A 13,932-nucleotide genomic window follows, 5' to 3' on the forward strand; every position below is an offset into this window, starting at 1 on the left:
CGTCACCCCTCCATTTTGGAATTCCTATTCTTCATCAATTCTATCAGAATTGCTGAAATTCCCTCATTTTTGTTGTGTCGGAATTCGTTGGGGTAAGGCATGTTGAACTCGTTCTTGAAAGCCTCCTCGTACTCGGCCAGAGGGAAGGGACGCGGTTTGCGGCACACGGCCTTGACGGTCGCCCGGGTGGTGTCGCTGAGCTGTACGTCCTCGAAGTACCGGGACAGCAGACCCCGCAGCGACTCGGGTGTGTGGTAGCGGATGCGCTGCCACTTTCCGCGCACGAAGCGCATGTCCACGTTGTTGGAGTCGAGGAAGGACAGGCGGGTCGAGTCACGGCTGATGGAGTGGTCGGAGTTCTCGTACGCCATCTCCCGGTCGAGATTGCGGGTGCCGATGCACACCTGTCCGTCGGCCGCGCAGAGTGCATTCACCGTGAGCAGCACCCAGTGCTGGTAGTCGAGCGATGTCGTGGCGTTGATGACCGAGTCGAGGACGACCACCTCGTACAGACCCCGCTCGCGTAGCTCGCGTTCGATGCCGCGGATCTGGCCGACGATCGTACGGATGTCGAGGGCGTACTTCCCCTTGATCGTTCGGTACGGCTCGTAGTCCTGCACCCGGTAGCCGCTGGCCCGCAGATGCCGGGCGTAGTCCCCGTGACCGGCCCCGAAGTCCACGACGCGATGCGACGTCGTCAGCCATGGCAGAGCGAGGCGCTCCCACACCTCGGACTTGTAACGGACCTTGTCCGCCTTGGCCTTCGAGGAGTGCTCGCGCAGCCGGTTGGGCTGGACGATGTGCTGGTTCCACACCGGGGCCTGGTCTTCGAGACCGGTCCAGTCGTAGACGCCGTACTCGCCGGTGAGGTCCTGGACGAGCTGGCCGGCGTCGAAGGAGGCGACGGTCCAGGCGAGGACGTCGAAGCGTTGGGCCTTGGCGACGGCCGCGTACTCGGCGTTGAGGACGATGCGGCCCTGGTCATCGATAACGACGGATCCCCACGGACCGTGCGCGGCGGTCATGAAGCCGATCGCCTGCTGGAACGGCAGGTTCTTCGACTCCTCGACTTCGATGGTCTGCCACGGGATCCAGCACCACTGGCCGATCGGCCCCGGCTCGGCGTACACGACGCTCGATTCGGTCTCCACACGGTTGTGCAGGAGGTTGAACTTGATCTCGTCCTGCAGCCGGACCTTCTGCGGCAGGACCATCGCCGGCGTCGTCGTCTCGCCGATCGCCTTCAGCCCCTTGGTTCTCTGGTGGCCCGCGACCAGTGTCCCGTCCGCGTTCAAGATGACCGGCTTCACTACGCCGTGGCGGCGTAGCGACCCCTGGAGTCGAATGAACGACTCCTCGGACAGGCGCCTCGGGTTGTAGTCGGCGGGGCGCAGCTTGCTCAGCGGGTAGGCGGGGTCGAACCGTACGTCGAGGCTGCTCACGCGACAGCTCCCTCTGCGGCGCGGTGCTCCTCGTTCAGGACGTGCCAGCCGAAGCCCATGTCAGAGTCGTGCGCGTCGACGAACTGCTTGTACAGGGCGTCGAGTAGTTCCACCTCGGCTTGCGTGATCCGTACGCGGGTGGATGACCACTGCATGTAGCCCCACTGGAGGTAGTCGACCGTGGCTGCCGCACCAGTGCCGGCGCCGTCGCTCGGCAGCTCGATCGGGGCGGGAAGAGCGGTATCGTCCAGGAGCTGATTCAGCTGCTGCTGGTCGTAGCCGGTGCCCTGAAGGTCGGGGAGGTCGGTGAGGATGTCGGCGAGGAGCGCGGTGTCGTATCCGGCGAGGTCGTTGGTGCGGTTGTCGACGATGACGATCTTCGCTGCTGCGTTGTCGTCGACGTCGAGCCAGGTGACGGCGATTTCGTCCCAGCCGAGTTGCTTGGCGGCTTTCAGGGTGTGGTTGCCGGCGAGGACTTCGTTGGGTCGGCCGGTCAGCGTGCCCCGGTTGACCACGATGGGACGGTACTGGCCGTTCGTGGCCAGGGATTCGGCGATGGCATCGAGGTCACCGGTGCGCGGGTTGCGGTGGTACGGGGCCAGCTCGTCGACGGGAACGGCAAGGTCCGCGAGCGAGGCTGGTATGCGAGAAGCGGCAGTGGACACGAGGCTCCAGCCCCACGCCCGCCATTGAGCCTAGGTCATCAAACGAGGCAGCCATGCTGTCCCACGCGGGCTCTCCTCACGGCCTGCCGAGCGTGATGCTGAGCAAGGGAGCGCCGTATGCGCCGTCGCTGCCTTTCTGATACTAGGAGTACAGTGAGCCGAATCTCCTGAACAAAGCATCGATATCCTCGGTTTGCTCAACTTCCAGTGCGGCCTCGCGTTGGTCGGCTCGGCACAGGTTCAGCCGCGATAATCTCCCATCCTCGCCCCTCGCTACAGCATCGATACGGGCATACCGTTGTCCGTGCTCGGCAGCGTAGGCGGCCAGTGCGCGTAGCTTGTCGACGCCATCCGCAAGGTGCGTCCCGTGTGGGTCTACGATCGATATCGACACTCCGCCATCCGGGTTCCGATGGAAGAACACGAAGTCGGGGTAGACCGCCTGCCTGTGATCTGACCCATCGGTGTAGGGGATGCGGAGAGCTCGTCGCCCGCCTGTGGGGTTGCGGTACCAGCCCAACAGTGTGGGCTCAGCGAGTTCGGTGTCGAGGATCTCGCGTTCCCACCCGTTCGCCACGTGCGGATACAGCCTGTCAGCTTCGACGGCATACAAGTGGAGCGGGTCGCTTGATGCCTTCTCGGACGGGCGAGCAGTGACCGCCTCCGGGAGGATCAAGCGCGTCTCTTCGGCACTGGCAGACTGTTCGCGCAGCTCGTCGTACTCAGCCCGGCGCGCGGCAGGCAGGGTGTCGACCCGGCGTCGGTATTTCCGGTCAAGTTCGCGGACGTATGTGGCGGCCGCCGCTTCCACAGCAACTAATGCGTCGGGGCCTTTGGTGAGGGCGATGATCTCGCCCTTCGCGGAGGCAAGGTCGGGACCGTCCTTGTGACGGCGGGCCAGGTACTCGTCCGCGGTCTGATCTGGCCACAGTCGAGCTGCCTTTCGGTACTCCCGGTCAATCCCCCGTGGGTCGAGGCGTACGGCGCGGCCCTCGGTGGCCTTTGAGTGGCCTGTGACGAGGTTATGGGCGGTCGAAACCATGCGCACCGTTGTGGCGGCTCGAACGGCCCGTTCAAGCTCTCCCGTCGCTCGTAGGGCCTCGATGCGGGAGGACATAGCACCCAGGATCACCTCGTTCGCCTGGGCGGGGGCATCCTCATCGATGCCGTCGTAAGCGAGTAGGTGCGCCAGCTTTCGTAGGCGCGTGATGTCAGAGCGGCTCCGATGCGCGGGCCGGGTGTAGGTAGGAAGGTCCGCAGCCGCCTGCCACACTTCCTCTGCTATCTCTGGGTTTTTCAAGCAGGTTGCTAGCTCCGTCGTCGTATCAGATACGCCGATGTCCTCCGACGGTGCCCCATCTTGGAAGGCTGATGCCACGGCGTTGACCTGAGTGGCATCGAAATGTGGCAGGAATACGGCCACCGTATTAAGCGTCTCGTCGCCGTCAATCCTTCGTGCCAGCGGGGTTCGCACCATCCGCCCGAGCAATTGGGCGATGTACGTCGCATCCCGCGCGGTGCGGAATGACAGCAGTACCTCAGCACGGGGGCAGTCCCAACCCGTTGTGATCGCTTCCTTGCACAGCACGACGCGCGCCCGGTCGTCGTCCTGGACCGCGTGCGGCTCCACGTACCGGACAGCCGCTCCGTTGTTGATTGGGATGTGGCCATGCGTGACCCCGTCCCAGTCGCCGAAGGTATGAACAATTCCGTCCGTGGTCAGGCCGCTCCACGCGTCCCGTAGCGATGCCACGAGATCGCTCACGTCCTTTGCGGTCACCTTCGCCTTGACTTGAATCACCAGGATGGGCAACGGCGCAGCCTCGTCATTGGCGGCAGCGTACGCTGCCCACTTGGCCTCGTAGTCGCGGACGGTACGCACTGCCTCGACGGTGAGTGCGGTGTCCGCCGCAGGGCTGTCCTGAGGATTGTGGAGAACGATGACATCCTTCACAAGGCCGGAGGCGCGCACGTCGACTACGTCCACGGCCACGGCTCGTTGGACACGTGACGGCTTCCGCGTCGCTGACATCGCCTGGTGAAAGCGTTCCGGGGTGGCGGTAATGCCCCACACCAGCGGTACCGCCGCTCGCCCTTTGCCTTGGTCGCCGCCGATGATGCGGCTGATGATCGTCGGCCGGTCCGACCCGTTGCCGGTGCCCCTATGTGCTTCATCGATCACCACGACGAACCGGCCGCCCACACGACCTGCGGTGTTGCTGATTGTGTCCCACAGAGACCACTTGCGTCGGTCTGTGCCGCCGCGCTCATAAAGGGAGCCACGACGCAGCTTCTGAATGTTGAGGAAAGACACCGCATTCTGGGGCAGCAGCTGGGCATCGAATGCCCCATCGATGGTCACCAGTTGAGGCCCCAGGTCCAGGCGAGACGATGCGGCGTACATCTTCCGAAGCGTCTGCACATTCAGCGAAGGGTCATCAGTGACCCACAGGACAGTAGTGCCATCGACCGCGGGATTTCCGATCTCGGGGTCACCGTGGAAGAGACGCTCGACAACGGCCGTGGCAATCACTGTCTTTCCTGCACCCGTGGGTGCGGTCAGACACACCGCCTGATATTCGTCCGTGGCCTCGTACTCGTCACGAGCTCGCTCCATTGCCGAGAGGAGATCATAGACGGCCGATTCTTGGTAGTCCTTGAGCGCGTACCTCACGCCGCGTCCTCCCCCGTTACGTTAGCGGTGCCAATCTCAAAACTTGTCAGGTAGTCGTCCCACAGGTGCACCGCATTTACTCCGGAGGGGAGCTGACCTGCGACCTGGGTAAACACCGCAGCTGACCTACTGACGATGAACACGCACCGCACATCAGGCCGGGCCCGTACAGCACGCACGAACGTGCGGGCCTTGCCGGTGTCGAACAGCACCCCGTACGTTCCTCCGTCGGGCAGTGCCCATCCCGACGGGTCGACTTGGCTGACTCGTGGACCGGTGGCCCCGGCTTTCAGCCACAACAGGGGAGCCACGGCCTCGAATGCCAGGCCCAGGCTCACCGCATCACGGTCAAGGTACGCAAGGCGGAAGAACTCGACATTCTCTGGAAGGCCGCCTGCGATAGCTGTCCCGTCCAGATAGGTGCCCGCGACGGGCTCCCCCTGTGGGGTTTGGCCGGCGAGGGCCGCCCGGATTCGTGGCCACGTGATGTTCTCGGCGATCCCCTGGGCCTCCCACTCGGCGTTACCTGGGAGGTACCCTGCTTTGCGCAGAGCGGCGGCCTGGTCAGGACCTACTTCATTGTTCGTCACAAGGATGAACTTTCGGCTGCCGTCGTCCTCTGCGTTCAGCTTGGCGACCGCGTGTCCCGTTGTGCCTGAGCCGGCGAAGAAATCGAGTACGACTGCGTCGGGCTTGTCGCCCACCGCGATGCGCAAGGCATCCATCACGGCGTATAGAGACTTGGGAAACGGGAACGGCCGTCCGGTTAGGGACTTGACTAGTTCGGTCCCGTATTTTCCGGCGCTATGTGCAAGACGGTTCCACACGGTCTTAGCAGTGCGGATCCGGGGGGTTCCGTTGTACTCAACCTGCATGACGCCGTTGGCGTCGTGGCCTGTGAGTAGAAGTTCCCCGGTATCGATCATTCGCACCAGGCGGTCGGGGAGGTATGACACCGACCAGCGGTCCCGCTTGGCGTTGTACTGGCCGACGCGAATGTGTCCGTCCTTAAGCTTGCGAAGGAAGGTCTCACGACGCATGCGCCAAATGCCCTCTGCGCCATCGGTCTTCAGCGGCCAGAGGGAGATCAGCCCAGGCGGGGTCAGGACAGTGCGCCAGTCCTCATCGCGTGCAAGCGGTTCTCCTGCTCCCACGATGTGACGGGCCTCGGGGTCCAGGTACAACGGGTAGAACCACGTCGGCACGGCTTCGCGCGAGGAGTTTGAGTTGACCCCTCCACGTAACAGGCGTTCCCAGCGGACCTTTTGCTGGGTTTCTGCCTGGTCTTCGGGCGGGTCGTCGGTTGCCTTCGCTGGATCCGCAAGCAGATCGTCGGCCACCCTGGCCGGCGCCGCATCGCCGATGAAAACGAAGAAGGCGAACTCTTCGACTCTGGTCAGCTCCGCTGCCCGGGGTGACCCATTGGGGTTCATCACGATCGTGACCATCTGGCGAACCGCAGTCGGAAAGATCTGCTCCAGCAGGCAACCGAGGTGGTGGACTTCCTTCGCATCGATGGTCACGATCAGAACCGAAGATGCAGGGTTGAGCAGGTCGCGCGCAAGTAACAACCGGCGTTCCATGAACGCGAGCCACTTGCTGTGACGGTAGGCGTCCTGTCCGTCTACGTAATCGTTGTTGTACCGCCAGTCACGCGCCCCGGTGTTGTACGGCGGATCGATGTAGATGCAGTCGATGGCGCGTCGGTGCGTGTAGCGGAGGGCTTCTAGCGCATGGTGATTCTCTGCGTTGATCACCGCGTGCCACGGATGGTCAGCCGGGCCGTTCTCGGTGCGGTCCACGGAGATGAGTCCGGGATAGAGCGGCTCACCGAACACGGCGACCGGCGTGAGGTCGGCGACCGGTACGGCTAACTCGTCATCGGGGGTTTCAGCATCGGTTGTAATGTACGCCGTTCCCGCCTCAACAGCCGTCACCTGATATGTGATCCGGTCGTCGGGGCGGTCACGGTGGATCACCCGCGCGCCTGCCACGATCGGCGTACCGGGTAAGGCGGTGTGTTCTGGCAAGTGCCGTTCGAAGAAGATGCCGAACCGTTGCCGATCCCGGATGCGCGCCAGCTCGGCACGTATGACCTGGGCGGCGTCTTGGTCAGCGAGGTTGCTTAAGACGTCGTCGATGTAGGCCATACCGGTGGGTCCCCCTGCGTCTGACTATCTCATAGCCTTGGCGGCTCGGAGGGGCCATGTTAAAAGATCGTCATATGGCTTTGGCAACAGGCTACTTGATCCAACCACGGGGTTGCGGCGGTGGCCTGAGAGTGCCGGGTGGTGCCCTGCTGGGAGCCGCGGACTCGACAAGCTTGGACACCACGCCAGGCTCGCTGCGTGGTCGTCGGCGTAGAGTGCCGTGCAATGCACTAGTAGGGCTTGGTCAGGTGCAGTTGTCGGTGGCGTGTCCAGATGATCGGTTGTTGCGTTGATCGGTTGTGACGCCTGAGGAGTTGGCTGCGGTCCGGTGTGATCTGGAGGATTTCGCGGCGGATGTGTTCGAGCCGTTCGCGCGTGCGGATCAGCGTCGGTGGGGATCGGTGTATCTGCGCGGGCTGCTGACGGGCGGCGGGCGCAAGTCGGTCGAGCCGATGGCCGCCCGGCTTGGTGAGGACGGGAACCGGCAGGCTCTGGCCCACTTCATCACCTCCAGCCCGTGGGACCCGGCCCATGTGCGAGCCCGGCTCGCCTGGAGGATGCAGCACGCCATCGGGCCGGCCGCGTTGATCATCGATGACACAGGGTTTCTCAAGGATGGAGAGGCGTCGGCGTGCGTGTCGCGGCAGTACACCGGCACCGCGGGCAAGGTAACCAACTGCCAGGCCGGCGTCTCGCTGCACCTGGCCGCCGACCATGCTTCGGCCGCGGTCGACTGGCGCCTGTTCCTCCCGGAGACCTGGGACCCAGGCTCGCCGAAGGCCGATCCCGCCAAGGTCGGCTGCCGCGTGAAGTGCGGCATTCCCGCCGACATCGGCCATGTCGAGAAGTGGCAGCTGGCCCTGGACATGGTCGACGAGACGCGGTCGTGGGGCCTGGACGTACCGCTGGCCGTCGCCGACGGCGGATACGGGGACACCGCCGCCTTCCGGCTCGGCCTGGAAGAACGCGGACTGCACTACGTGGTGGGCATCTCCACCACCGTGACCGCCCAGCCGGAAGACGCACAGCCGCACACCCCGCCCTACAGCGGGCGGGGCCGCCGCCCGGTGGCCGCCTATCCTGATCCGCCCAGGAGCGTGAAAGAGCTCGTCATCGAGGCCGGACGGATGACAGCCCGGCCTGTGCAATGGCGCGAGGGCTCCCGGCCCGGCACCGGCCGCAGCGGGTTCAAGCGCATGTACTCCCGCTTCGTCGCGTTGCGCGTCCGGCCCGCCGGACGGGAGATCCGCAAGGCGGTCAACGGGCCCGACCTGCCCGCGTGCTGGCTGCTGGCCGAATGGCCTGCCGACCAGGAAGGACCAGTCCAGTTCTGGCTCTCCAACCTGCCCTCCGATACCCCGCTCACCACACTCGTGCGGCTGGCGAAGCTGCGGTGGCGCATCGAGCATGACTACCGCGAGATGAAACAGGCCCTGGGCCTGGCCCACTTCGAGGGCCGCACCTGGAACGGCTGGCACCACCACGTCACCCTCGTCTCCGCCGCCCACGCCTTCTGCACCCTCCAGCGACTGGCCCGAGCCCCAAAAGAAACGGCGCCGGCCTGAGCCTCTACCAGGTAGTCCGCGAGTTACAGACGCTCCTCGCGGTCTGGGCCGGCGCCTGCCCCACCTGTCACCGCGACATACCCACACCCACACCAACCTGACCAAGCCCTACTAGGGATTCAGCCGTCCTTGGGGTCAGTCAGCTCGGGGCCGCCACGTCAGTGCACGTCGTGCGGCTGTGGAACCGCCCGCCGCTGTTGCGGCTGCGGCGAGGAGGGCCGTTGCTGTCAGGACGGCCGTGATGAGGTTCCAGGACAGGGTTGCTCCGCTTTCTCCTCCGGTGACGGGCTGGACCAGGACGACGTGAACGAAGGTGCCGATGGCACCGGCTCCCAGAAGCGGGGCTCCCAGACACCAGAAGGCTGTGGTGTGGAATACCTGGCCGCGTCCGGTGAGCACGGTGAGTGGGGCGAGTGTTTGGGCGAACTGCAGGAATTCTGAGAGCGCGGCGAGTGCCATGGCAGTGAGTAGAACGAGTGTGCCGATGGTGCCGAGGAAGGTAATCCAGCGGGACTGGTAGCCGACGGCGAAAGACTTGGCTCCGTCTTCAGCTACCGGCTCGGTGAGGGCTTTCACGCTCAGGTAGAGATGGGCGGCGCGTTTGACGGCCGGGATGTCCATGGGTTTGTCGATCTCGGTGAAGACTACGGCCTGCAGACCTGCGGCAGAGTTGATGGCGCTGACCGGGCCGGTGCGGACAGCTGCGGGGGTTTCGCCGAAGGTCTGGTAGCCGGAGACGCGTAGGCGCTTGTCGAGGGCCCCGTACGGCACGTTGGCCTCCTGCCCGGGGGCGGGGCAGGGCAGTTGCAGGGCGCGGAGGCTGCTGCAAGGTGCTTGGAGGACACGGCTGGCGCTGGAACCGTCGGACTGGATGTTCCCTGTGCCGATGGCGACTGCGTGCGCCCCCTTGGGAAGTGCGGCGGCGAAGGCGTCGGTGAGTCGTGGTGCCGACGTTTGCACGAGTGCCATGGTCCGGCCTTGCGCGGAGTTCAGCTGTTCCTCGTCCCCGGAGCGGGCGAACAGGAGGCTGGTGATGATCTGGGTCTGCCCGATGACGCCGATGGCGATGATCATTGCGGCGACCAGTCGGACCACCATTCCAGGTCGGGCGGCGGTGGTGCGGGCGGCGATCAGGCGCGCGGGGGCGCCGCTGTGGTGAAGCGACTTTGAGGCGCGGCGGCTGATGTGTGACGCGGCCCAGCCGATCACACAGGGAAGCGTCACCCACACTCCGACGACTGCGAACAGATAAGCCGCTGCGGAGCGTTGCGCGCCGAAGGACTTCGACGTCAGCGCCAGGACGAGAAAGGCAGGACAGGATCCCAGGGCCAGGAGGCGTAGCAGACCGCTGCCCGCTGTGCGGGGCCTGGTGGATGCTCCCTTGCGTGCGGCGGCGGGCCGTAACAGGAGGACGAGCCCGAGCATCAGCACTACGGAAGCGGCGATGGCAGCCGCCAGCGTCGCGCCGACGCGGCGCAGGTCCGGCGCGTACAGCGTGTAGTCGATCCACGGCAGCTGCACGTCCACCAGCAGGAAAGGAGCGGTGAGCAGGGCGGCGACAACTGCCCCGATGCAGACGGGCCGGATCGCAGCGCCGATGTCCATCCAGGCGCGTGCCGCCCGCCCGGCACCGAGGGTGTGCAGCAGAGCATCGCGGCGGTCCCGTCCGGCAGCGCCCATTCTGGCCGCTGCTGCCGCGAGCCCCAGAGCAGGAAGACCGAGCAGTACGCCGATGATGGCCAGCATCGACGACTGGGGGCCGATGACCCGCAGGTCACCGAAGGCCGGACCGGCGCCTCCGTACCCGGTGATCTTCTCCATCCGGGCCGTGCCCAGCATCGCCGTGGTGGGGCGGACGTAAGCCAGCCGTTCGCCCGGTGATGCCAGTCCCTCGTCCGAGATCGTTCCGACACTGGTCCCGTACCGGTGGGCGAAGTCCTCACTGGTGGGACCCTCGGCCAGGGCCGGCGACAAGAACACTTCGCCAGGTCCTGGCCAGCGCGGCACTCCAGGCGGCAGGGGCGCATCCGCGGCCAACGGGGCGATGACGACCACGGTGAACTGGCGCCCCTGGTAGCTGTCCCAGTACCGGCTCCACAGAGCCGAGCCCTGCTGCCCGTGACCGGCAAGGACAGGTACACGCGCCGCCCCGCGTTGCTCGCGGCGCTGCCAGGTCGCGGCCGTGGCGGACAGCGAGCAGAGCGTCACGGCCACGATCGCTGTAGCGGCCAGCAACGCCCAGAAGCGAGCCCTGCCACCCTCGGCGGTCCGCCCGGCCGCCCCGCCGATGCGCAGCATGTGGCGGATGCTGCCGCGCTTCATCGGGCACCTGCCAGGGCGCCTTGTTCCAGGTGCATGACGCGGTCGGCCCGGTTTGCCACAGCGGGGTCATGGGTGACGACGAGCAGTCCGCACCCGCGCGCGGCCGGTACGGCGAACAGCGTCTCGGCGACATGGTCGCGTGAGGTTTCGTCCAGCGCGCCAGTGGGCTCGTCCGCCAGGAGTAGGGCGGGGCTGCCGATCAACGCCCGTGCCACGGCTACTCGTTGACGCTCGCCGCCGGACAGCTCACTGGTCGCGGTGTCGGTGACAGGTACACCGAGTTCATCCAGGAGCTTCCGGCTGTCGTCATAGGCGCGGTCGCGGTCCACGCCGTCCAGCAGGGCGGCCAACGCCACGTTCTCCATCGGAGAGAGCTCGGGCAGCAATTCCCCGAATTGGAAGACCATCCCCACGTGCTTTCTACGGTGCTCTGCCAGGCGACGCCCCCGCAAAGCGACAACATCGCGTCCAGCGACCAGGACCGATCCAACGTCAGGTCGGACAAGGCCGAGGAGGATCGAGAGAAGCGTGCTCTTCCCTGAACCGGAAGGGCCCATGACGGCAACGGACTCGCCGCCGCTCACGGCAAGTTCGAGCCCGTCGAGCAGACGTCGGCCCCCGACCTCGTACCCCAGCTCACGGACTTCAAGGGGCAACGCATCCGACACGCCATCGGCCTTTCAGGAGAAGAGAAGTCAGCAGTGCGCTGCCCGGGGTGAAAAGCGTCCCGGGCAGCGCGAAGTCACAGCGGGCCGTTATGGCTTAGTGGTCGTCGCTCCACCAGTTGGAGCAGTCGTCGGGCCACTTGTCGATCTCGGTGCAGACTCGCATGTCCCACACCTTTCCGCCCTTGTTGCTGTAGACCTTGGTGCCCTGCCCGCTGTGATTCCACAGCGTGTACAGCTCCTTGCTCGGGTAGCCGCGGTTGTACTCAGCCTTTACGGAGTCGCCGTCGCCCTTGGTGTCCTGCAGGCCGACTTGAGACCCGCCCGCCGTACGCCACGCGTGCGCACCAGACGTGTACCGGTCCATGTCCGCGAACGCGGTAGTGGACCCTGCCGCTACGGCGACCCCCGCGATCACCACAGCTGCCCGTGACACTAACTTGCCGGCTCTCTTCATGAAACGCCTCCCGTTGTCGCGCAGACCCCCACTGACAGTGATCGTGGGGTGATGAACGCTGACGATCTTTACAGTTGGCGAAGGGGCGATGAAGTCACCTTCAAGCCATCGAATTAGCAGAGTGGCATATTTCTCCGGATACCGACCTTGTTCCTGCATAGATCATGAAACGGAAGGATGCACTCCCGACCAACATCCGCATCGGCCGCCCTCGGCCTGGGGAAAGCCAACCGTCATGCGTTCCCTGTGTGTGGACTCCTCTGGCCCAGACCTCGCAAGGGAAAGCTCAGCCTTCCCGGGGCTCATGCCGCAGCCTGGAGCGATGTACTCCGTTCACCTGCCAGCCGCGGCGAGATCTCCAAGTACTTGGCCTGAACAAGCAGCCCTGCAATATTCCGTACGGAAAACCGATGCCGAGCCGAAGCCAGCATCTCGCGGTGGGGGGCTTCGGGATAGCGCAGCGACTCTTCCCTCGCCAGGCTTCACCGCGCGCCATCAGGTATAGCTGGAACATTGATGACGTGATCACCGCGGCTGAGGGCGTTCGGCAGTCCTGAACGCGTGACGAAGCCCTGCGGACGGGGGGTGCCGCAGGGCTTCGTATGCAACCTTACCTGCCTGTCCAGGTGTTTTCCGTGCTGTGTTGCTTCAGGCGGGCGTGCCTGACTTCGTGGAGGGGCCGATGTAGCGCGCCCACACTTCTGCCGTCCCGTCCTTGGCGCTGATGGCTTTGGCCTCGAAGGCGCCGGCTGGGCGGAAGGCGACGAGCTTGCCCCTGCGGATCCGGTGGCTCTGGTTGGAGGCACGGTTGACGTTGTCGTGGGTGTCGATGTGCGCCCAGTCGCCTCGGCGGGCGCGAAGGGCGTCAGCGGTGTTGAAGGCCTCCTCGCTGCGGCGCGGGGCGGGCAGCGTGTCGAAGTGTGCGTGCATCAGGAGGCTCCGTTCCGGGTGCTGGAGGTGAGTGCGGATTCGGCAAGGTGGCGGATGCATTCGGCAGTACGCCACTGCTCGTCGGTGAGGTGTTCGCACAGGCCGTTGGCGAGTTCTGCGATCTCGGCGAGTGCCTGTTCCTGGCCCAGGCCCGCAGCCGGCCGGTCCGGGTCCGGTGTGCTGGCCGGTGCGGTGTCGGGGCGGTCGGTGTGAGCCACGGTGTTTGCCTTCGGGGTCAGCGGTTGTTGCAGCGGCAGGTGTTGGTGATCACGTTGAACCAGCTGTCGCAGCTGGCGCACCAGATTGAACCGGGCGCCGGTGGGGTGTCGGGGGTGTGGTCGCGGCTGGTCACTGTACGGGTGACTCCTGGTCAAAGGTCGTGGGGGAGGTGGGCGCGGGGTCCGTTGGGGGCGAGTGTGGCGACGATGAGACCGAGGTCTCGTGGTCTCCACAGGGCGGTTTCGAGGCCGCAGGCGGCGAGGTGTCTGAGCCAGTCGCGTTGGGCGGGGCGTATGCGCCCGGTGTTCGTCTTGAGTTCGGCGAACAGGATTCGGTTGGCCTTGGGGTGTCCGTAGACCTCGTCGGGCCATCCGGCGTCGCTGCGCCGGGAGTTGTGGGTGTGGTACGCGAGGGCCCAGCCGCGGAGGGCGGCGAGCTGGCGGACGTGCCGGCGGAACTGCTCCTCGGTCACGCGGTCCTCCGGCGCGGCCTGGGGGCGATTGCCGCTTCGAGGGCTGCGTAGTGCGCGGCGCCTTCGGGGTCCGGTGCCAGCGGCATTCGTATTCGCCGCGGGGGTGTGGGTGCCGGGCGCCGGTGTCGCTCCTTGAGGAGTTCCGGCAGGGGGCGCCGGGTCTGCTCCTGGAGGAGTTCGCTCATCGGCCGTCCGTATCGCTCGGCGATGAGTGCTTCGTACAGGTCGTCGTCGCATCCGGTGTTTCCAGCAGGCATCTGGGGTCTCCATGGGCGGGCCGGGACCCGCAGTGGGGTGCGGGTCCCGGCCGGAGGGGTGGCTCGCATCCGGCGAGCCGTTCTGGGCGGGCGGGGCGCGGGGGGTCGCTGCCC

Annotated in this window: 12 protein-coding genes; 1 reads left to right on the top strand and 11 read right to left on the bottom strand. The window is 65.7% G+C overall.

The window, feature by feature from the left end:
- Positions 1–2: 2 nt before the first annotated feature.
- From K9S39_RS19485 to K9S39_RS19500, 4 genes are all read right to left on the bottom strand, one after another.
- The gene (locus K9S39_RS19485) at positions 3–1,442 is read right to left on the bottom strand and encodes a methyltransferase domain-containing protein (RefSeq protein ID WP_248864646.1); all 1,440 of its coding nucleotides are present in this window, start codon (positions 1,440–1,442) and stop codon (positions 3–5) included.
- On the bottom strand, positions 1,439–2,107 hold the full coding sequence (locus K9S39_RS19490; protein ID WP_248864647.1) for a ParB/RepB/Spo0J family partition protein: 669 nt from the start codon (positions 2,105–2,107) through the stop codon (positions 1,439–1,441). The genes K9S39_RS19485 and K9S39_RS19490 overlap by 4 nt, the downstream gene beginning before the upstream one ends.
- 142 nt (positions 2,108–2,249) lie before the next feature.
- Positions 2,250–4,781: a DEAD/DEAH box helicase family protein gene (locus K9S39_RS19495; protein WP_248864648.1), complete on the bottom strand. Its 2,532-nt coding sequence runs from the start codon at positions 4,779–4,781 to the stop codon at positions 2,250–2,252.
- The gene (locus tag K9S39_RS19500; protein ID WP_248864649.1) at positions 4,778–6,931 is read right to left on the bottom strand and encodes a DNA methyltransferase; all 2,154 of its coding nucleotides are present in this window, start codon (positions 6,929–6,931) and stop codon (positions 4,778–4,780) included. Before K9S39_RS19500 ends, K9S39_RS19495 begins: the two co-directional genes overlap by 4 nt.
- Before the next feature lie 299 nt (positions 6,932–7,230).
- Here K9S39_RS19500 and K9S39_RS19505 point away from each other — a divergent pair, with 299 nt between their 5' ends.
- A complete protein-coding gene (locus K9S39_RS19505; protein ID WP_248864650.1) occupies positions 7,231–8,496 on the top strand; it encodes an IS701 family transposase in 1,266 nt (421 codons plus the stop codon).
- Between the two features lie 135 nt (positions 8,497–8,631).
- On the opposite strand, the gene K9S39_RS19510 is transcribed toward K9S39_RS19505, so the two are convergent.
- The 7 genes from K9S39_RS19510 to K9S39_RS19540 form a co-directional block, all read right to left on the bottom strand.
- Positions 8,632–10,818 carry a hypothetical protein gene (locus K9S39_RS19510; protein WP_248864651.1) on the bottom strand — a complete coding sequence of 729 codons (2,187 nt, stop codon included), beginning with the start codon at positions 10,816–10,818 and terminating at the stop codon, positions 8,632–8,634.
- Positions 10,815–11,486 (bottom strand): ABC transporter ATP-binding protein, encoded by a 672-nt coding sequence (locus K9S39_RS19515; protein WP_248864652.1) that lies wholly within the window; start codon positions 11,484–11,486, stop codon positions 10,815–10,817. Before K9S39_RS19515 ends, K9S39_RS19510 begins: the two co-directional genes overlap by 4 nt.
- Positions 11,487–11,580: 94 nt before the next feature.
- Entirely contained in the window at positions 11,581–11,850 is a 270-nt protein-coding gene (locus tag K9S39_RS19520; protein ID WP_248864653.1) for a hypothetical protein, read from the bottom strand.
- A gap of 738 nt (positions 11,851–12,588) precedes the next feature.
- Complete coding sequence (locus K9S39_RS19525) at positions 12,589–12,870, bottom strand: hypothetical protein (RefSeq protein ID WP_248864654.1); 282 nt, start codon at positions 12,868–12,870, stop codon at positions 12,589–12,591.
- Positions 12,870–13,088, bottom strand: coding sequence for a hypothetical protein (locus tag K9S39_RS19530; protein WP_248864655.1), 219 nt, complete (start codon positions 13,086–13,088; stop codon positions 12,870–12,872). The genes K9S39_RS19525 and K9S39_RS19530 overlap by 1 nt, the downstream gene beginning before the upstream one ends.
- 152 nt (positions 13,089–13,240) lie before the next feature.
- A complete protein-coding gene (locus tag K9S39_RS19535) occupies positions 13,241–13,561 on the bottom strand; it encodes a VRR-NUC domain-containing protein (protein ID WP_248864656.1) in 321 nt (106 codons plus the stop codon).
- Positions 13,558–13,818, bottom strand: a complete 261-nt coding sequence (locus tag K9S39_RS19540; RefSeq protein WP_248864657.1) for a hypothetical protein — start codon at positions 13,816–13,818, stop codon at positions 13,558–13,560. The genes K9S39_RS19535 and K9S39_RS19540 overlap by 4 nt, the downstream gene beginning before the upstream one ends.
- Positions 13,819–13,932 lie beyond the last annotated feature (114 nt).

The sequence above is a fragment of the Streptomyces halobius genome, from assembly GCF_023277745.1.
Classification (GTDB): domain Bacteria; phylum Actinomycetota; class Actinomycetes; order Streptomycetales; family Streptomycetaceae; genus Streptomyces; species Streptomyces halobius.